Origin of the sequence: uncultured Aliiroseovarius sp., from assembly GCF_947497285.1 — a bacterium.
Lineage (GTDB): Bacteria > Pseudomonadota > Alphaproteobacteria > Rhodobacterales > Rhodobacteraceae > Aliiroseovarius.
Map to the genome: position 1 here is coordinate 143,879 of NZ_CANMFT010000004.1, position 17,743 is coordinate 161,621.

The 17,743-nt window shown below is 58.2% G+C and carries 20 protein-coding genes; 8 read left to right on the top strand and 12 right to left on the bottom strand.

Annotation, left to right across the window (positions count from 1 at the left end):
* Positions 1–39: 39 nt before the first annotated feature.
* The 5 genes from Q0864_RS08510 to Q0864_RS08530 form a co-directional block, all read right to left on the bottom strand.
* A complete protein-coding gene (locus Q0864_RS08510; RefSeq protein ID WP_298568000.1) occupies positions 40–1,176 on the bottom strand; it encodes a hypothetical protein in 1,137 nt (378 codons plus the stop codon).
* Positions 1,177–1,380: 204 nt separating this feature from the next.
* Complete coding sequence (gene groL, locus Q0864_RS08515) at positions 1,381–3,021, bottom strand: chaperonin GroEL (protein ID WP_298568003.1); 1,641 nt, start codon at positions 3,019–3,021, stop codon at positions 1,381–1,383.
* Between the two features lie 40 nt (positions 3,022–3,061).
* Entirely contained in the window at positions 3,062–3,349 is a 288-nt protein-coding gene (locus Q0864_RS08520) for a co-chaperone GroES (protein WP_298568006.1), read from the bottom strand.
* 174 nt (positions 3,350–3,523) lie between these two features.
* On the bottom strand, positions 3,524–4,663 hold the full coding sequence (locus Q0864_RS08525) for a cytochrome c peroxidase (RefSeq protein WP_298568008.1): 1,140 nt from the start codon (positions 4,661–4,663) through the stop codon (positions 3,524–3,526).
* Positions 4,664–4,714: 51 nt separating this feature from the next.
* Positions 4,715–5,383: a DUF2161 family putative PD-(D/E)XK-type phosphodiesterase gene (locus tag Q0864_RS08530; protein WP_298568011.1), complete on the bottom strand. Its 669-nt coding sequence runs from the start codon at positions 5,381–5,383 to the stop codon at positions 4,715–4,717.
* Between the two features lie 106 nt (positions 5,384–5,489).
* Between Q0864_RS08530 and Q0864_RS08535 the strand changes: the two genes are divergently transcribed.
* On the top strand, positions 5,490–6,410 hold the full coding sequence (locus tag Q0864_RS08535; RefSeq protein ID WP_298568013.1) for a manganese-dependent inorganic pyrophosphatase: 921 nt from the start codon (positions 5,490–5,492) through the stop codon (positions 6,408–6,410).
* A gap of 147 nt (positions 6,411–6,557) precedes the next feature.
* Here the strand turns inward: Q0864_RS08535 and Q0864_RS08540 are convergent, their stop codons facing one another.
* Positions 6,558–6,893, bottom strand: a complete 336-nt coding sequence (locus tag Q0864_RS08540) for a hypothetical protein (protein WP_298568016.1) — start codon at positions 6,891–6,893, stop codon at positions 6,558–6,560.
* A 312-nt stretch (positions 6,894–7,205) separates the two neighbouring features.
* Here Q0864_RS08540 and Q0864_RS08545 point away from each other — a divergent pair, with 312 nt between their 5' ends.
* The 6 genes from Q0864_RS08545 to Q0864_RS08570 all read left to right on the top strand — a co-directional run bounded on the left by Q0864_RS08545 (position 7,206) and on the right by Q0864_RS08570 (position 11,537).
* The gene (locus Q0864_RS08545; protein WP_298568018.1) at positions 7,206–8,078 is read left to right on the top strand and encodes a TIGR01459 family HAD-type hydrolase; all 873 of its coding nucleotides are present in this window, start codon (positions 7,206–7,208) and stop codon (positions 8,076–8,078) included.
* Positions 8,079–8,276: 198 nt separating this feature from the next.
* The gene (locus Q0864_RS08550; RefSeq protein WP_298568020.1) at positions 8,277–8,720 is read left to right on the top strand and encodes a MaoC family dehydratase; all 444 of its coding nucleotides are present in this window, start codon (positions 8,277–8,279) and stop codon (positions 8,718–8,720) included.
* Positions 8,721–8,797: 77 nt separating this feature from the next.
* A complete protein-coding gene (locus Q0864_RS08555; RefSeq protein WP_298568023.1) occupies positions 8,798–9,736 on the top strand; it encodes a bifunctional riboflavin kinase/FAD synthetase in 939 nt (312 codons plus the stop codon).
* A 9-nt stretch (positions 9,737–9,745) separates the two neighbouring features.
* A complete protein-coding gene (locus Q0864_RS08560) occupies positions 9,746–10,036 on the top strand; it encodes a Dabb family protein (protein ID WP_298568026.1) in 291 nt (96 codons plus the stop codon).
* Positions 10,036–10,488: a YcgN family cysteine cluster protein gene (locus tag Q0864_RS08565; RefSeq protein WP_298568029.1), complete on the top strand. Its 453-nt coding sequence runs from the start codon at positions 10,036–10,038 to the stop codon at positions 10,486–10,488. Before Q0864_RS08560 ends, Q0864_RS08565 begins: the two co-directional genes overlap by 1 nt.
* Positions 10,488–11,537 (top strand): beta-eliminating lyase-related protein, encoded by a 1,050-nt coding sequence (locus Q0864_RS08570; protein WP_298568032.1) that lies wholly within the window; start codon positions 10,488–10,490, stop codon positions 11,535–11,537. Before Q0864_RS08565 ends, Q0864_RS08570 begins: the two co-directional genes overlap by 1 nt.
* On the opposite strand, the gene Q0864_RS08575 is transcribed toward Q0864_RS08570, so the two are convergent.
* Both Q0864_RS08575 and Q0864_RS08580 read right to left on the bottom strand, forming a co-directional pair.
* Positions 11,534–12,364 (bottom strand): alpha/beta hydrolase, encoded by an 831-nt coding sequence (locus Q0864_RS08575; RefSeq protein WP_298568035.1) that lies wholly within the window; start codon positions 12,362–12,364, stop codon positions 11,534–11,536. The two genes, Q0864_RS08570 and Q0864_RS08575, sit on opposite strands and share 4 nt — an antisense overlap.
* A complete protein-coding gene (locus tag Q0864_RS08580) occupies positions 12,364–12,963 on the bottom strand; it encodes a 2-hydroxychromene-2-carboxylate isomerase (protein WP_298568036.1) in 600 nt (199 codons plus the stop codon). The genes Q0864_RS08575 and Q0864_RS08580 overlap by 1 nt, the downstream gene beginning before the upstream one ends.
* A gap of 106 nt (positions 12,964–13,069) precedes the next feature.
* Here Q0864_RS08580 and Q0864_RS08585 point away from each other — a divergent pair, with 106 nt between their 5' ends.
* On the top strand, positions 13,070–14,083 hold the full coding sequence (locus Q0864_RS08585; protein ID WP_298568040.1) for a ribose-phosphate pyrophosphokinase: 1,014 nt from the start codon (positions 13,070–13,072) through the stop codon (positions 14,081–14,083).
* A 63-nt stretch (positions 14,084–14,146) separates the two neighbouring features.
* Here Q0864_RS08585 and Q0864_RS08590 read toward each other — a convergent pair whose 3' ends face one another.
* From Q0864_RS08590 to atpD, 4 genes are all read right to left on the bottom strand, one after another.
* Positions 14,147–14,494, bottom strand: coding sequence for an H-type lectin domain-containing protein (locus tag Q0864_RS08590; protein ID WP_298568042.1), 348 nt, complete (start codon positions 14,492–14,494; stop codon positions 14,147–14,149).
* 72 nt (positions 14,495–14,566) lie between these two features.
* On the bottom strand, positions 14,567–15,781 hold the full coding sequence (locus tag Q0864_RS08595) for a TCR/Tet family MFS transporter (protein ID WP_298568045.1): 1,215 nt from the start codon (positions 15,779–15,781) through the stop codon (positions 14,567–14,569).
* Positions 15,782–15,874: 93 nt separating this feature from the next.
* Entirely contained in the window at positions 15,875–16,288 is a 414-nt protein-coding gene (locus Q0864_RS08600) for a F0F1 ATP synthase subunit epsilon (protein ID WP_298568048.1), read from the bottom strand.
* A 12-nt stretch (positions 16,289–16,300) separates the two neighbouring features.
* Positions 16,301–17,725, bottom strand: coding sequence for a F0F1 ATP synthase subunit beta (gene atpD / locus Q0864_RS08605; RefSeq protein ID WP_247037074.1), 1,425 nt, complete (start codon positions 17,723–17,725; stop codon positions 16,301–16,303).
* Positions 17,726–17,743 lie beyond the last annotated feature (18 nt).

The window sequence follows — 17,743 nt, forward strand, 5'->3', positions numbered from 1 at the left end:
ACCGTTGGCCGGGGGCGTTTGTTGGGCAAAGGCGTTGGGCTAGCGGACCTCGGTATGGAACCCCGGCGCAAACCAGCGGATGATCAATGCGCCCGCGCCAGTGACGGCTACCGCCAAGGTCGCAATCCAACCGATATAAGGGATCAACGCCAGCACTGAAATCGCCACCGCGCCAACCAGTGCGGCGATCGCGCGCTCTGCGAGTGTTTCGGGCAGTGGGCGGTTGGCCACACCCAGCACGCCCACACCAAGAATATAGGTGCCGATCACATAGCCTGCGATGCCCAGCAGCACGGCTAGCACAATCGAGGCCGGCACAAGCAGAAGGCCAATCCCCGTCATTGCGAACAAAAACAGCGACCCCGCCAGCGCAGAAATAGACAGGAACCCCATCCAAAGCGCCCGCACAGGCGTTTCAAGCGTACGTGACCGCAGAGCCATAAGAAAGACCGGCGCAAGCGCTGCAAGCGCTGTCGCCATCGCTGTCAGGATCAGGATCGAACTGATCTTGCCGACCAGCCAACTGCCCCAGCCGTATCTGGACCGATCAAGGGTTGCACCGCCATTGGCATCAGCACGTGCATCGAACTCATCAATGCTGTGACGTTCGATCCGGTCCGCCGAGATGACCGAAGCCGGCACGATGATGTCATCAGGATCCTCAGAGTAAAGAAATAGCGTTCCATCAATGCGCGCGCCTTCTCCGAAGGTGATGTTGTCGGTTGCAAAGCTTGCATCACCGGCAATCTGAGTCGTCAGGAGTATGTTTTCTGCCCCGATCAGGGCACTGTCACCAACCGCGCCATTGACCTCGACGCGTTGGGCGGCGACCCGCAGGTCACCCTGCACAGCCTCACCGACCAGCACCGTATCTCCGATAAGCTGCGCATCGCCGCCAATGGACCCCGCGACGTTGACATTCATGCCAGCGGCATAAAGGTTTTGCCCAACCGGCGCCGAGATCGATACCGACCGTCCCCCGGCATGGGCGCTGCCGCCGACGGGCGCCGAGACCACGACAGTGTTGCCCGCGACAAAGACGTCGTCCACGCCCTCGCCTGTCAGGGTCACGTTGTCACCGGCCATGTAGACGTCATCGCCGAAGCGATAGACCTCTTGCGCGGTGGCTGGAACTGCAAGAAAAGTGAGAAAGAGCAAAAGAATGGATTTAAGCATGACTGTCCCCGCCAATGAGTCTATGTTACTGCTGTTAACATAGGGAGACACGCTCCCCTTTGCAACGGACCGTTATGAAACTTATAGCACAAATGAAAAGGGCGCCCAAGCGAGCGCCCTTTGTAGTTTTTGTCTGGGTCGCTGTCGGCAGATTGGCCTTGCGGCCAATCGCCTGTCGCAATCGAATTCCTTACGGAATTCGATTTACATCATGCCGCCCATGCCGCCCATGTCGGGCATGCCGCCGCCAGCTGGGGCATCTTTTTGCGGCTTATCGGCCACCATGGCTTCGGTGGTGATCAGAAGACCGGCGATTGAGCCTGCATCTTCCAGAGCTGTCCGTGTCACCTTGGCCGGATCAATGACGCCGAACTTGAACATGTCGCCATATTCTTCGGTCTGCGCGTTGAACCCGAAGGTCACGTCGTCGCTTTCGCGGATCTTGCCAGCAACCACGGCACCGTCGACACCAGCGTTCTCAGCAATCTGACGCAGCGGCGCTTCCAGCGCTTTCATCACGATGCTGATACCGGCGTTCTGGTCTGCGTTTTCGCCTTCCAGACCGACAAGCTTTTTGCCAGCCTGAACCAGAGCAACACCGCCACCGACGATCACGCCTTCCTGCACGGCTGCACGGGTCGCGTTCAGAGCATCGTCAACACGATCTTTGCGCTCTTTCACTTCAACCTCGGTCATGCCGCCAACGCGGATCACGGCAACACCGCCTGCCAGTTTGGCAACGCGTTCTTGCAGCTTCTCACGGTCGTAGTCGGACGTGGTTTCTTCGGCTTGGGTGCGGATCTGAGCGACACGCGCTGCGATCTCGGCCTTCTCGCCAGCACCGTCAACGATAGTCGTTTCGTCTTTGGTGATCTGGATTTTCTTGGCCGAGCCCAGCATATCCATGGTCACGCTTTCAAGCTTCATGCCAAGATCTTCCGAGATCACTTGACCACCGGTCAGGATCGCGATGTCTTGCAGCATGGCTTTACGACGATCACCGAAGCCCGGAGCCTTGACAGCAGCGATTTTCAGACCGCCGCGCAGTTTGTTGACAACCAGAGTTGCCAGCGCTTCGCCTTCTACGTCTTCTGCGATGATCAGCAGGGGTTTGGTCGACTGAATGACCGACTCGAGCAACGGAACCATCGGCTGAAGCGACGACAGTTTCTTTTCGTGCAGCAGGACAAGGCAATCGTCCAGCTCGGCAACCATTTTGTCGGGGTTGGTGACGAAATAGGGCGACAGGTAGCCGCGGTCGAACTGCATACCTTCAACAACGGTGGTTTCGGTTTCGAGGCCTTTGTTTTCCTCGACCGTGATCACGCCTTCGTTGCCGACCTTTTGCATCGCGTCTGCGATCTGACGGCCGATTTCCGACTCGCCGTTGGCCGAAATGGTGCCAACCTGTGCGACTTCATCGGAGTCTTTGACTTCGCGGGCCATCTCTTTGATGCTCTCGACGACTTTTGCAACGGCGGTATCAATGCCGCGCTTCAGGTCCATCGGGTTCAGGCCAGCAGCAACCTGCTTCAGACCTTCGCGAACAATCGCCTGGGTCAGAACGGTGGCTGTGGTGGTGCCGTCGCCGGCTTCGTCATTGGTGCGGCTGGCGACTTCTTTCACCATTTGCGCGCCCATGTTTTCGAACTTGTCTTCCAGTTCGATCTCTTTTGCGACCGTCACACCGTCTTTGGTGATGCGGGGGGCACCGAACGACTTGTCCAGAACCACGTTACGGCCCTTCGGGCCAAGGGTCACTTTGACAGCGTCAGCGAGGATATTGACGCCACGCAGCATTGCGTTGCGGGCATCGGTGTCGAACTTTACGTCCTTAGCAGCCATTTAGCTTACTCCTGGAAATACGTGTAAATCGGTCAGACGATCAGGCAATGATGCCCATGATGTCGGATTCTTTCATGATCAGCAGCTCTTCACCGTCGATGGTGACTTCGGTGCCGGACCATTTGCCGAAAAGGATTTTGTCGCCTTCTTTGACGTCCATTGCGATGCGGTCGCCGTCGTCGTCCTTGGCGCCAGCGCCGACAGAGATAACCAGGCCTTCGGCCGGCTTTTCTTTCGCGCTTTCCGGAATGATCAGGCCGCCTGCTGTTTTCTCGTCGCTTTCGACGCGGCGGACCAACACGCGGTCATGCAGTGGTGTAAATGCCATTTGCTGAGACTCCCTAAGCTCAGTTTCAGTTCTCTTAGCACTCACCGGACGCGAGTGCTAACGGCGAAGAGTTAGGGAGTCATTTGAGGGGTGTCAAGCAATCGGTCAAGAATTCTGCCGCGCCACCGCCAAGCCCCGGCATTTGGTCTGGGCCACAGCAGTCTGTGTGGGGTCTTATTCCTCTAGAAGATGTTCGTATCGCGCGTCGGTCAGCGTCTTCATGAACGCCACCAGCGCGTCAATCTGCTTGTCATCCAGCGCCGGGCCGTGAATCAATTCCGTCACCGCGAGGTTTTGCGGGATTTCGGGCATGACCCAAGGTTTCCCTGTTTCAGGGTTGATCTGGCGCGCCTTATCCAGCGTGTTGTATTTGTTATAAAACAGCACGACGGTGCGCAGATCCTTGAACACACCATTGTGCATATACGGGCCAGTCACCGCGACATTGCGCAAGGTTGGCACCTTATAGCGCCCGCCCGCATCTGCGGTGTTGATGTCGGGGTTTGCCAACAAGCCAAGATCCGGCCCTTCGACCCCATTCGCGGCGCGCACGGCTGCGTTCACGGGGGTGCCGGTGTTGTGGTATTCATAGTTGCTGAACGTCTCGTTGGGCGCAACTGCCGAGGGGTGGAGTTGGTGGCACAGACTACAATTCGTGGATTGCTCGGAAAAGAACAGCGTGCGGCCCAGTTCTTCTTCATCCGTCAGCTTGGCATCCCCGCGCAACATGCGGTCGTATTTACTATCGAACGGTGAAAACAGATCCGTGCTTTCGAACGCCGCAATGGCCTGCGTCATCGCAGCATATGCAGAGGCATCGTCGTTCCAGATGGTGTCACCAAACAGCGCCTTGAACGCGGCCACATACCCCGCGTCCTCGGCCAGTCGTGCCACGACCGATGCCTGATCCGGCATCCCCATTTCGATCGGGTTCAAGGGTGGCTCGCCCGCCTGACCGGCCAAACCTGCTGCGCGCCCGTCCCAAAACATTCCGCCGCGCCACGCGCGTTCGGCCAACTGCTCAAAATCCGGCGTAAACTTCGCATAGGCTGCGGTCGGCGCGGAACGGTCGCCAAGGCTTTCTCCATCGTCGCCCAAAGACACCGCGCGGCCCACTTCCGTTTCACGCGGATCAACGAAGCCATATTCCGGATCGTGACACGTTGCGCAGGATTGCGTGCGGTTCTTTGATAGATTCACATCGAAAAACAGCGCCTCACCCAATTCTTCAAGGCTATCGAACGCGCCTGCGGGCAAGGCGGTGGCGGTCAAGAGGATCAACGACAGGACATTGCGCATCTGAGGGGGTTCCATTGATGTTTCCGTCACATTGCCGAAACGGCATGGGTTGCGACTTGACCCTGATCAAGCCTTGTCACTGGTTCCCTTGACGGCGGTGTGGCCCTGGACCGTCAGGCCGTAAACGCCACGCTCGACCCGCTCAAACCACCCATAGTGATTGATCGCCATCATCCGGGTCGCGGTCTTGACGCCTGTGGCTTTCGCCAGCGCTGCGCCCCTCATCGGCCCCTGTTGCGCCAGACAGGCTGCCAGCTTCTCGGCATCCTGCCGATACGCCGTCACGATCTTGCCGTTCGTGCCACCGGTGTTGGGGTCACCGTCACGCCGGGCAAATTCAGACAGAAGCCGCGCGGATTTTATCTTGGATTTTCGGGGCTGGAACGGGCCGGGATCGGCATGCACCTGCACCAGCCCGTCTTTCAGACGCACCGACAAAACTCCCAACCCAAGCCGCTTGCATAGGCCCACATTGCCCTTGAACGCGCGCCAGCCGAGTTTGCCCGCCCAACGCGGCACGGCCACATAGACCGCGTCTGTCACCGCCTGCCGTGCGACCGCCTGTTGCAAAAGCGTCAGTGAAAATCCCGCTTTTAGCTCCACAATGACTGGCGCGTCGTCACCCCGCAGGGCCACGACATCAGCGGGTCCAACTTCGGATTTCACCTCATAGCCCAACCCCTCCAGCCAGGATTTCACGGGGGCATAAAGCTCGGTTTCGGCAGGTTTTGACATACACAAACCTTAACCGCAGCCCGCAGGGGCGAACAACCCGTGACAACCCGCAATCCCGCTCTTATAAGTCGCGCGAACAGCTTTGAATCAAAGACGGATGATGCACATGACCACCCTTGTTTTCGGCCACAAATCCCCTGACACCGACTCGACCGGATCGCCCATCATCTGGGCGTGGTATCTGAACGAGATCAAAGGCGGCAACGCCGAGGCCGTTTTGCTGGGCGAACCCAACACCGAAGCCGCATGGCTGCTGCACCGCTGGGACCTGCCCAAGCCGCGCATCATTGCGGACGTGGAAGACGACCAGCCCTGCGTCATCGTCGACACCAACAACCCGGCCGAACTGCCCGCCAATATCAACGGCGCAGACGTGCAGGCCATCATCGACCACCACAAGCTGGTGGGCGGGCTTGAGACCAAAGGCCCGATCGACATCACGATCCGCCCGCTCGCCTGCACCGCGACCATCATGTATGATCTGATGGGCGACGACGTGGCCAAAATGCCCGACTGGGTCAAAGGCGCGGCCCTGACCTGCATCCTGTCGGACACACTGGAATTCCGCTCGCCCACCACCACCGACCGCGACCGCGAAGTGGTGAAGGTTCTGGCGGATGATCTGGGTATCAACATCACCGACTACGCCGCCGAGATGTTCGCCGCCAAGTCGGACGTGTCGGAATTCTCAGACGCCGAACTGATCCGCATGGATTCAAAGGAATACGAAGTCGCAGGCACCAAATTCCGTGTCAGCGTTCTGGAAACCACCGCGCCAGAAATCCCGCTGGGCCGCAAAGCCAGCCTGATGGAGACATTCAAAACCGTCGCCGCCGAGGACAGTGTCGATCAGGTGCTTCTGTTCGTCGTGGACATCCTGAAAGAGGAGGCCACCCTGCTGGTCCCCAACGACGTGGTAAAAACCGTGGCTGAAAAGAGCTTCGGCGCGAAGGTCGAAGGCGACGTGGTTGTCCTGCCGGGGATTATGAGCCGGAAGAAGCAGATTATTCCGAATTTGGCTGTTTGAGGCCGAATTGGATCATAAGGGATGGCCTACGCGATTGCGTGGGCCTTTCTCGCATAGTTGAGGAAGATCAGAATTTCGCGACCGCCAAAGCTTGGAAGTTGCGCATTCCCCGAAGCGGAAAAACCTCTCACATTGTTACGAAGTATATTATCTAACCCTGAAGCTCTCTGTCTTAATATCACTTTTTACAATGAGACTTGGCCCACTGATTTCAACTTTAGTACTTCGGCTGTGCATTTTTTCTGAAGACTTGTTAACCCATTTGAATTCGGCAACGTCCCCGTCGACGCGACAGGTGTATAAATTCTTCTTCTCACTCACAAATCCCATAAAATCCCCTTGATCTGGCGCGTCTGCGGGTAGATCTGATAGCCAAAAATAAGTCTTAGTGGCAGCTCGGCAGATTTCTCGGTCAGTCCAACTCTCGGCTGCAACCGCCTGAGTTGCTAAAAAAACGAAGGCCAGCGTAATCAACTTTTTCATCGGGGTCCGTTCCTAAATTTCGTTCTTGCGGTACACTTAACGAATTGTTTCATTCCCAAGCGTCTGCCAGCACCTATCATGTTCAGGTGTGTGTTTGGGAGGAAGTTAGGTTTGTACCGACTGATGTTTCTTGCTTTTTTCAATCACTGTTTCTCAACTTAAATATGTCTCCATTCAGGCAATCTCGTGAAATTCAGTGGCGTCGCGGTTCGAATAGCGACCACTCCGCAATAAGGTGACTAAGCACACGTTTGCCCCCTAGCCACCTCCGTCCCCCTCTGCCATATCTTTCTTTCACGAAGGAGACCCACCATGACCCGTATCATCGAACGCCTCAGCGAAGTTTCCACCAACTACGACGCCTATTTCGTGGACCTCTGGGGCTGTGTGCATGACGGGGTGCATCCTTACACCGACGCAGTTGACGCTCTCCGGCAGGTGCGGGCAAATGGCGGTTTCGTCGTTCTTGTCACGAATGCCCCGCGCCACCGGACCTCGGTCGAGGGGCAGTTGGATCAAATCGGTGTGCCGCGCGATTGCTGGGACACGATCGCGACCTCGGGCGACAGCGCGCGGGCGGCGATGTTCACCGGTGCGGTTGGAAATAAGGTGTGGTTCATGGGCGAGGATCACGACCGCAGCTTCTTCGACCCGCTCGCCCTTATCGACAACCCCGTCGACATAGAAGAGGTCGCGCTGGACAAAGCAGACGGCATCGTTTGCTGTGGCCCGTTTGACCCGCACACCCATCCCGACACCCTGCGACCCCAGCTGTTACTGGCCAAGCAAAAGGGGCTGAAGCTGCTCTGCGCCAACCCCGATATCGTCGTGGATCGTGGCGAGACGCGGGAATGGTGCGCGGGCGCCATCGCGCAGCTTTATACCGAGATGGGCGGCGAGAGCCTCTATTTCGGCAAGCCTCATCCGCCAATCTATGACCTTGCCCGCCGCCGCATGACCGCCGAAGGGCGCGCGGTGGATGACAGCCGTATCCTTGCCATTGGCGACGGCATCCTGACCGATATCAAAGGTGCGCAGGGGGAGGATATTGATTCTCTGTTCATCACTGGCGGGCTGGCGCGGGACGAAACGCAGACACATCGACAACCGGATACAGACGCGCTGGGGCGGTTTGTCGCGGCAGAAATGGTCACGCCGACATTTGCAATCGGCTACCTGCGCTAGGCTCCGATACGTTTCCAACGTTATGAAATTGGGCCGCTGGGAGCGGCGCATGGTCGGCACGTTGACTGTGCTGCATAAATCCAGACTGACCGCCTCGTTCATTCCAGATCACATTTCTCCTTGATTTTCTGCGACTGCAAAGTAATATTATTGCCAATCCAGAAGGCTATTGGTCTTTTTATAACTCGGAGGATTCAGATGTTGGACAATTTCCCGCGCGGCACGATCTGTATTGAAGAGCTGGAAATCGGCATGTCACGCCATGTGACCAAAGAGGTGACAGACCGGGATATCGAGATGTTCGCCGAGATTTCGACCGACCGGAACCCGGTGCATCTGGATGATGACTACGCCAATGACACGATCTTTGAAGGGCGGATTGCCCACGGGATGCTGACGGCGGGGCTAATCTCGGCCGTGATCGGTGAACAGCTTCCGGGTCACGGCACCATCTATATGGGCCAAAGCCTAACCTTTCTGGCGCCTGTGCGCCCCGGCGACACGGTGCGCGCCGAAGTGACCGTGATGGACATTGATCACGCCAAACGGCGCGTCACGCTGAAGACCGAATGCCTTGTCGACGGCAAGCCGGTTCTGAAAGGCGAAGCCAAGGTCCTGGCCCCGTCGGCCAAATTCGACTGACCTGTCCAAAGCCGGAAAACTGACCACCCAGCGCCGGTGGGCTTGCACCTGTTCGCTGCGAGCGCTAATGCCACCATATGCGGATTATTCGGGACTATCAGTTTGTCGAGAAAGCGGACCGCGGCGCCTCTGCCGCGATTGGCAACTTTGATGGCGTGCATCTGGGCCATCAATACGTGATCGACATTGCACGCGCGCAGGCGGCGGATCAGGCCGTGCCTTTGGGGGTCATGACCTTCGAGCCCCACCCGCGCCAATACTTCGCCCCCAAATCCAGCCCCTTTCGATTGATGAGCGCGGAAACACGTGCACACAGGTTGGAAAAACTGGGGATCGAACGCCTGTATGAACTCAGCTTCAACGACACACTGTCCAGCCTGTCGCCGCAGGACTTTGCCAGTCGTGTGATTGTCGACGGGTTGGGCCTGAGCCATGTCGTCATCGGCGAGGATTTCCATTTCGGCAAAGGTCGCGCCGGCACGTCAGGTGACATGGTCGCGTTGGGCGATCAGTTGGGATTTGGTGTTACCGTCGCCCCCTTGATGTCTGACGATGTTGGCGAAGTCAGCTCGACCGCGATCCGTGACGCATTGTCCGAAGGCCGACCGCGCGACGCGGCCCGGATGCTGGGCCATTGGCACCGCATGGACGGAGAGGTCATACGCGGCGACCAGCGCGGGCGCGATCTGGGCTATCCAACGGCCAACATGTCAATTGCCGGGCTGCACCCGCCAAAGTTCGGCGTCTATGCGGTGCAAATCGACATTCTGACCGGCATACACAAAGGTAGCTACGGCGGCGCGGCCTCGATTGGCACACGTCCGATGTTCGGGGAAAACTTGCCAAATCTCGAAAGCTTCATTTTCGACTTCAAAGGCGATATCTATGGCGAAGATATTTCGGTCGCTTTGATCGACTATCTGCGCCCCGAAGAGGTCTTCGACAACGTCGATGCACTGATCGCGCAGATGGATGCCGACTGCGCCCGTGCCCGAGATATCCTGGCGAACTTGTAAAGGTCCAAAATGATCCGCCATATCGTATTTTTCACATCCAAACGCCCTGAAAACCGCGAGACGATCCGCGAAGGGTTGGAATTGTTAAAAGGCATCCCCGATTGCCGCCATCTGGAAATCGGGTCGAACCTCGCCAATGACCCCATTCCTGGCCCGTCACCCGACTTCATCGTCTACGGCGAATTTGACGACGAGGCGCAGTTGGCGGCCTATAAATCCCACCCGCTTTATCAGCAGGCCATTCAGCGCGTGCGCCCTCTGCGCGAGCTTCGGATCGCCGCCGATTTCATGGCTGATTGATGGGTGGTCCTCTGCGCAAAAAATTCTGGGAGCTGCCACTCGACAGCCTGACGCCCCCGGAATGGGAGGCGCTATGCGATGGCTGCGGCAAATGCTGCCTGAACAAGCTTGAGGACGAGGAAACCGGCGAGATCGTGTTCACCCGCGTCTCCTGCCGACTGCTTGACGGCGACACCTGCCGCTGCTCGCAATACGACATTCGCCTTCAATTCGTGCCGGAGTGCATTGTATTGACCCCGGAAAACATCGGCGAAACAGCATATTTCATGCCCGCGTCCTGCGCTTATCGCCTGCGCCACGAGGGCAAACCACTGGAAGACTGGCACCCGCTCATTTCAGGCAATCCCGACAGCGTACACACAACTGGACGCAGCGTAATGGGGTGGACCATCCCCGAATTCGAAGTTCCCGAAGACGAATGGGAAGACCACCTGATAGAGGAACCTCACTGATGTTTTTCGCCTCTGACAATACCGGTCCCGCCCACTCGAAGGTGATGGAGGCACTGGCGCGCGCGAACGAAGGCTATGCGATGCCTTATGGCAGTGACACGCTGATGGGCGAAGTACGCGCTTGTATCCGCGACCTCTTTGAAGCTCCAGAAGCGGCGGTTTATCTGGTGGCGACCGGCACAGCCGCAAACTCGATCGCACTGGCGACCCTCTCGCAGCCGTGGCAGACGATTTTCTGCACGCCAGAGGCGCACATCCACCAAGACGAATGCAACGCGCCGGAGTTTTACACGGGTGGCGCAAAGCTGACCCTTGTCCCCGCCGATCACGCCAAGATGACCCCCGCCAGCTTGCGTGCTGCGATCGAGGCCGAAGAAAGCCGTGGCGTGCACGGCCCACAGCGCGGCCCCGTATCGATTACCAATGTGACCGAACGCGGGACGGTTTATTCGGTGGCCGAACTGAACGCGCTTTGTGACGTCGCAAAGCAGTTTGATTTGCCCGCCCATTTGGATGGTGCACGTTTTGCCAATGCCTTGGTTGCGCTCGGTTGCACACCCGCCGAAATGACGTGGAAAGCAGGCATTGATGTGGTCAGTTTCGGTGGCACCAAGAACGGCTGCATGGGCGTCGAGGCGGTGATCTTCTTTGATCCCAAACACGCCTGGGAATTCGAGCTTCGTCGCAAGCGTGGGGCGCATCTGTTTTCCAAACACCGCTATCTGTCTGCCCAGATGCTGGCCTATCTGACCGACGACCTGTGGCTGGACCTCGCCCGGCGTTCAAACGCCGCCAATGCCCGGCTGGCGCGGGGGCTAAAGCAAATTGAGGGCGTCAGTTTTCTGCACGAACCCGACGCGAATATCAGTTTCGCGGGTTGGTCGCGGGCCGGTCACCGCCGCCTGCATGAGGCCGGGGCCGCCTACTATGTCTGGGACGATAACCTTGATGGAGATGACCCGGACGAGGTGTTGACCGCCCGCATGGTGGCCGACTGGTCGATGACCGAGGACAACATTGACAGGTTTGTTGACCTTGTGCGCGGCTAAGGTCTGGTTGGCACTGTCTGGCGCAGAAACGCCAAAATAGCATCGCCGACCTCGGCGGGATGGGTGATGGGTGCCATATGTCCTGCGCCCTCAATCACATGGCGCTGGACGTTAGGCAGACGCGCCTCAAGCACATCGTGGACCGCCCCCACCAAGGCTGGCGAGCGCGCACCTTCCATCAGCAACACCGGCAGCTCGACACGCTCCAGCTCGCCGGGGGCAATCTGACCGTGGATATCATCATGCGTCACCGGATTCCCGGCGGAGATCAGATGAATACGCCGCGCCATATCTTCACGCAGGGCCTGAGGCAAAGCCTGCCACGCGGCGTCACGCCCCCACATAACGTTGAACAGGCGTGCAGCCTCCATCCGGTCACCCGAGCGCATGGCGTCAGCGAAAGGCCCGTTCATATAGGCCGCATTCTCGGCATAGGCCGGGTGGTCGCGGGCGGCGGCGAACAAAACCGGCTCGAACATCGTCAGGCTGCGCACGCGTTCCGGCGCGCGTTGGGCCAGACGCAGGGCAATCGTGCCGCCGTAACTATGGCCGATCAAATCGACAGGTCCAGGGGTCTCGCGATCTAGCAGTGCCTCGGCGATCTGAACGCTGGCGTCCTGAAAGTCCCCCGCTCCGTCCCAATCGGCACTGCGCCCGTGTCCCGGCAGGTCAAAGGCAAGCATCGTGAATTGGTCTGACAGGCGTTTTTCCAGCCCGCGCCACGCGCCGGAATGTGCCAGCGAGCAATGCACCATGAGTGCGGCGCGCGCGCCCTGCCCTGCCCGGTGCCAATAGGTCGGATGGCCTGCCAAAGGATCTATGTTCATCAGGACTTAGCACTCAGATGGGTGTCCAACGCGTCCAGCCGGTCTTGTCCCCAGAACCTCTCACCATCGTCGCAGATATAGAAGGGTGAGCCAAAGACACCGGCGGCGACAGCGTCTTCAAGATTGCGGCCATAGGCTTCGGCCCCGGCCAGCAAGCCGCTATCGGCAAGACTGGGATCAAAGCCCGCATCTGAAAGGCAGGATTTGATCACCGCATCCTCAGCAATATCCTTTTCGCCCGCCCAACAGGCGCGCATGATCCCATGAACCAACGCGCCCATATCGCCGCCACCTGCCGACTGCGCCGCGATGATCGCATAGGAGGCTGGCGCACCATTGGTGGGCCAATGGGCCGGGATGTGGTTCATCGGCATATCCAACGCCTTGGACCAGCGCTTGAGTTCCTGCATCCGGTATTCCATCCGCGACGGGTGGCGGTCTTTTGGCGGTGTCCCACCGGTCCGTCCGAACAGCTGCCCGATATCCAGCGGTTTATACGTAATCTGTGCGCCATGGCGCGATGCAATATCTTCCAGCCGCGATCCGGCCAAATAGGCCCATGGCGACAACACTGTGAAATAATAGTCGATCTGCTTCATTTTTCCGGTCCCTGTTGCGCCAATGCTGTTTCAAGGAATCTATCCCGATGGTAAGGGGTGTCAACGTCACGATTCTGTCATTCAGACCAGCCCGGGGACCGCTGCCATGCCATCCATCACCGAACCGAAACTCATTTCGGGCAATGCCAACCGGCCCCTTGCCGAAGCTGTTGCCAAACGCATGTCGATGCATCGCGGATCCTCTGTCGGATTGGTGGATGCGCGGGTGGAACGCTTCAACGACGGCGAGATTTTCGTCGAGGTTTATGAAAATGTGCGCGGCGAGGATATGTTCATCATCCAGCCGACATCGAACCCCGCCAACGACAACCTGATGGAGCTTCTGATCATCTCAGACACGCTGCGCCGGTCGTCAGCTTCGCGCGTCACCGCCGTGATCCCCTATTTCGGCTATGCCCGTCAGGACCGCCGCACCAAAGCGCGCACACCGATTTCCGCCAAACTGGTCGCAAACATGATTGCCGGTTCGGGGATCGAACGGGTTTTGACCATGGACCTGCACGCGGCCCAGATCCAAGGCTTCTTCGACATCCCGGTGGACAACCTTTATGCCAGCCCGATCTTCGCGCTGGACCTGAAGCATCATTTCAAGGACTGCATGGACGAGGTGATGGTCATTTCACCCGACGTCGGCGGCGTGGCCCGTGCCCGCGAATTGGCCAAACGCATCAACGCGCCTCTGGCCATCGTGGACAAACGCCGCGAAAAGCCCGGCGAGATCGCCGAGATGACCGTGATCGGGAACGTCGAGGGCAAACGCTGTATCATCATCGACGACATCTGCGACACGGCCGGAACGCTGTGCAAGGCCGCCGAAGTGCTGATGGAGAACGGCGCGCAAGAAGTTCACGCCTATATCACCCACGGCGTCATGTCCGGCCCGGCGGTCGAGCGTGTTTCGAAATCTGTCATGAAATCGCTGGTGATCACCGATTCGATCCAGCCGACCGATGCAGTGAAAAACGCGCCCAACATACGCATCGTTCCGACCGCACCGATGTTTGCACAGGCAATCCTGAACATTTGGGGTGGCACCTCGGTTTCGTCGCTGTTCGACCATGACACGCTGGGGCCGCTTTACGAAGGTATGTATTGGTAAAAAGGGCAAGCGAGCGGACGTAGAAAGGGCCTTTCGAGCCGATCTCTGATCCAACCTCTGGATTCAGACATCCCAATCGTCGTCGCTTCGCACTTCACCGATCGCCATCCAGTCCACCCTCAGTCGCGCCACCCGCGTATCGCCCCAGGTACGAAAGACAATTTCGAACCCTGTCGGCGTTGTGTTCTGGGCTGCAATATCCGCGCGGGCGTTGGTTCGCTTGTCGAGGTCCCACATGGACACGCTGACATGAATGACCGGAGGCGTCACGAATGCTTCTGAGAAGCGAACTGCGGTGACCAGCTTACGCGGTCCTTGGCCTGTCCACATCTCTCCGTCATGTTCAAAATCAGAAAACAGCACCTGACTGCCGCGATCGATCCCGACTGTATGACTTTTGACCCTTCGCATACTGCGATTTCCCAATACTTTAACTCACGTCAGGTAAACAAACCTGAAACACAACCTTAAGGCAACCCATGCCTAGCGCTTGAGCCGCAAAAAGAAAGGGAAAATCAGCAATATAAGCACCGCAGAAAACAAGAACGGTGCGCCGGGCAGATAGATCGATGCGTCCGCCCCCGCGAAGCCCTGAAATATCCACGTCATAACCATGGGCGCGATCACTGCTGAAACAGACCCCAGACTTGCAATTACACCTTGCAGAAGGCCCTGTCGGTCTTCAGACACCATGTTGGCCATGATGGCCGTCATCGTCGGCGGGGCCATGTCTGCCAATGCGGCAATGAGAATGACGGCAAACATCACCCAAACGCTTGTTGTGAACCCAAAGACAATCAGAGCAACGGTCGCGCAGGTGACTGAAAAGATGAGCGTGCGAAATTCGCCCAGACGCGGGATCAGCAGTCGCATGATGACTCCCTGCGTAAACGCAACCGCGATGCCATAGGCCGCAAGCGTCAGACCGATCAGCGCTGTGCCCCAGCCGAACACCTCGCGCGTCCAGAACGCCCAGAGTGTCGGGTAAACCATATTGGCAAACTCAAACACAAAGATCAGGGCCAGCGGCAGGCCCAAGCCGGGCAACCTGAACGCATCAAGGATCGATCCAAACGGGTTAAGATCACGGCGCCGAAACGCGCGGCGCTTTTCTGGCGCAAGGCTTTCGGGCAGCACAAATATCCCCAATACCACGTTCGCCCCGGCAAACGCCGCCGCCAGCCAGAACGGTGCGGTCAGGTGAAAGCTTGCAACAAAGCCACCTATTGCGGGGCCCATCACAAACCCGATCCCGAAGGTCGCCCCGATCAGACCGAAATTGGCCGCTCGGTCTTCGGGCTTCGAGATGTCGGCCAGATAGGCGGTCGCGGTGATGTATGTGGCCCCCGCAATCCCCGCCAGGATACGCCCCACAAGCAACCACCAGAACGTTGTCGCCAGGGCCATGACGACATAATCAATGGTCAGCGTCACCAGCGCCAATAGCAATACCGGCCGCCGCCCCAAGCTGTCTGAAATGCCACCGATGATCGGCGCGAACAGAAACTGCATGGCCGCATAAGATGCCATCAGGATCCCACCCCAGAACGCCCCATCGGCCGTGCTGCTCGCCCCGACACGCAGCATCAGGTCAGGCATGATCGGAAATACGATCCCAATGCCCACAGCATCCAGAAGGATCGTGGCCAGAATGAACCAGAGAGCCGCAGGGTTGGAGGTTTGGGTCTTTGAACTCATACGGCCATCAGTGCCGTGAATAAGCCCTTTGCGCAAATGCAAAAAGCCCCGCCGGTCAGGCAGGGCTTTCGCAAAGCTTTGGCATGGGCTTCGTTAGGCGGGCTTAACCGACAGACCCAGATCGCTTGCCATGGCAGCGATATCGACCGTGCGCTTGGCCAGTTCGTCCAAGTTTGCAGCCGTTGCATTCTGAGATGCGGCAGCTGCATCGGAAACGAAACTGTCCAGCACTTCCTGTGTCACTTCCGCAACCGGCAAGGCACGTTCAGCCAGAACCGAGGTGCCGGTCGCGGTGATTTCAGCGAAACCACCTGTCACGGCATACTCGGCATTGCCTTCGGGCGCTTCGACGCGAACGATACCGGGGCGCAACGTCGTGATCGTCGGTGCGTGGTTCGGCATCGCCGTCATGTCGCCATCGACACCCGGTAGTTGGATCGCCGTCGCCTGAAGCGAAGCGAGTCTTCGTTCGGGCGACACCAGATCGAATTGCATCGTATCAGCCATTAGAGGGCCTCCTTAAGCGGCGTCTGCCGCCATTTTTTCGGCTTTCGCGATCACTTCGTCGATGCCACCAACCATGTAGAAGGCGCCTTCGGGCAGGTGATCGTATTCGCCGGCCACAACGGCTTTGAACGACGCAATCGTGTCTTCCAGCGGAACCTGAACACCGTCAGAGCCGGTGAACACTTTTGCAACGTCGAAAGGCTGCGACAGGAAGCGCTCGATTTTCCGGGCACGGGCAACGGTCAGTTTGTCTTCTTCCGACAGTTCGTCCATGCCGAGAATGGCGATAATGTCCTGCAGCGACTTGTAGCGCTGAAGCACCTGCTGAACGTCGGTGGCAACTTTGTAGTGCTCTTCACCGATGATCAACGGGTCAAGCAGACGCGAGGTCGAACCAAGCGGGTCCACAGCCGGATAGATGCCTTTTTCCGAGATCGCACGATCCAGAACCGTCGTTGCGTCAAGGTGAGCAAACGAGGTTGCAGGCGCAGGGTCGGTCAAGTCATCCGCTGGAACATACACGGCCTGAACCGATGTAATGGACCCCGATTTGGTCGACGAAATACGTTCCTGCATCGCACCCATGTCAGTGGCCAGCGTGGGCTGGTAGCCAACCGCCGAAGGAATACGACCCAAGAGAGCCGAAACTTCCGAACCAGCCTGGGTAAAGCGGAAGATGTTGTCGACGAAGAACAGAACGTCCGAACCCGTGTCGTCGCGGAACTGTTCCGCCAGCGTCAGACCCGACAGGGCCACACGCATACGTGCTCCGGGAGGCTCGTTCATCTGGCCGTAGACCAGCGCAATTTTCGACTTTTCCAGATCATCGGGAACGATAACGCCCGATTCAATCATCTCGTGATACAGGTCGTTGCCTTCACGGGTCCGTTCGCCAACACCCGCGAACACGGACACACCCGAGTGCACCTTCGCGATGTTGTTGATCAATTCCATGATCAGAACGGTCTTACCAACGCCGGCACCGCCGAACAGACCAATTTTACCACCCTTGGTGTAGGGGGCCAGCAGGTCGATGACCTTGATGCCGGTGGTCAGAATTTCGGTTTCCGTCGACTGTTCGTCAAACGCAGGGGCATCGCCGTGGATCGGGCGGCTGTCTTTCGACTTCACGGGGCCTTTTTCGTCAACGGGTTCGCCGATGACGTTCAGGATGCGGCCCAGGGTGGCGTTGCCGACAGGCACCGAGATCGGCGCGCCGGTGTCAGTCACCTCTTGACCACGCACCAGACCTTCGGATGCGTCCATAGCAATACAGCGCACGGTGTTTTCACCCAAGTGCTGTGCCACTTCCAAAACAAGTTTGTTGCCGTTGTTGTCCGTGGTCAGGGCGTTCAGAATGGCCGGAAGGTCATCCCCGAACTGAACGTCCACAACGGCGCCAATCACCTGCGTGATCTTACCTTTAGCGTTAGCCATTGTTGTTTCTCCGGTTTC

Coding starts and splice junctions, on each gene's coding strand:
- Q0864_RS08510 (WP_298568000.1), bottom strand. CDS start 1,176: ATGCTTAAATCCATTCTTTTGCTCTTTCTCACTTTTCTTGCAGTTCCA.
- groL (WP_298568003.1), bottom strand. CDS start 3,021: ATGGCTGCTAAGGACGTAAAGTTCGACACCGATGCCCGCAACGCAATG.
- Q0864_RS08520 (WP_298568006.1), bottom strand. CDS start 3,349: ATGGCATTTACACCACTGCATGACCGCGTGTTGGTCCGCCGCGTCGAA.
- Q0864_RS08525 (WP_298568008.1), bottom strand. CDS start 4,663: ATGGAACCCCCTCAGATGCGCAATGTCCTGTCGTTGATCCTCTTGACC.
- Q0864_RS08530 (WP_298568011.1), bottom strand. CDS start 5,383: ATGTCAAAACCTGCCGAAACCGAGCTTTATGCCCCCGTGAAATCCTGG.
- Q0864_RS08535 (WP_298568013.1), top strand. CDS start 5,490: ATGACCACCCTTGTTTTCGGCCACAAATCCCCTGACACCGACTCGACC.
- Q0864_RS08540 (WP_298568016.1), bottom strand. CDS start 6,893: ATGAAAAAGTTGATTACGCTGGCCTTCGTTTTTTTAGCAACTCAGGCG.
- Q0864_RS08545 (WP_298568018.1), top strand. CDS start 7,206: ATGACCCGTATCATCGAACGCCTCAGCGAAGTTTCCACCAACTACGAC.
- Q0864_RS08550 (WP_298568020.1), top strand. CDS start 8,277: ATGTTGGACAATTTCCCGCGCGGCACGATCTGTATTGAAGAGCTGGAA.
- Q0864_RS08555 (WP_298568023.1), top strand. CDS start 8,798: ATGCGGATTATTCGGGACTATCAGTTTGTCGAGAAAGCGGACCGCGGC.
- Q0864_RS08560 (WP_298568026.1), top strand. CDS start 9,746: ATGATCCGCCATATCGTATTTTTCACATCCAAACGCCCTGAAAACCGC.
- Q0864_RS08565 (WP_298568029.1), top strand. CDS start 10,036: ATGGGTGGTCCTCTGCGCAAAAAATTCTGGGAGCTGCCACTCGACAGC.
- Q0864_RS08570 (WP_298568032.1), top strand. CDS start 10,488: ATGTTTTTCGCCTCTGACAATACCGGTCCCGCCCACTCGAAGGTGATG.
- Q0864_RS08575 (WP_298568035.1), bottom strand. CDS start 12,364: ATGAACATAGATCCTTTGGCAGGCCATCCGACCTATTGGCACCGGGCA.
- Q0864_RS08580 (WP_298568036.1), bottom strand. CDS start 12,963: ATGAAGCAGATCGACTATTATTTCACAGTGTTGTCGCCATGGGCCTAT.
- Q0864_RS08585 (WP_298568040.1), top strand. CDS start 13,070: ATGCCATCCATCACCGAACCGAAACTCATTTCGGGCAATGCCAACCGG.
- Q0864_RS08590 (WP_298568042.1), bottom strand. CDS start 14,494: ATGCGAAGGGTCAAAAGTCATACAGTCGGGATCGATCGCGGCAGTCAG.
- Q0864_RS08595 (WP_298568045.1), bottom strand. CDS start 15,781: ATGAGTTCAAAGACCCAAACCTCCAACCCTGCGGCTCTCTGGTTCATT.
- Q0864_RS08600 (WP_298568048.1), bottom strand. CDS start 16,288: ATGGCTGATACGATGCAATTCGATCTGGTGTCGCCCGAACGAAGACTC.
- atpD (WP_247037074.1), bottom strand. CDS start 17,725: ATGGCTAACGCTAAAGGTAAGATCACGCAGGTGATTGGCGCCGTTGTG.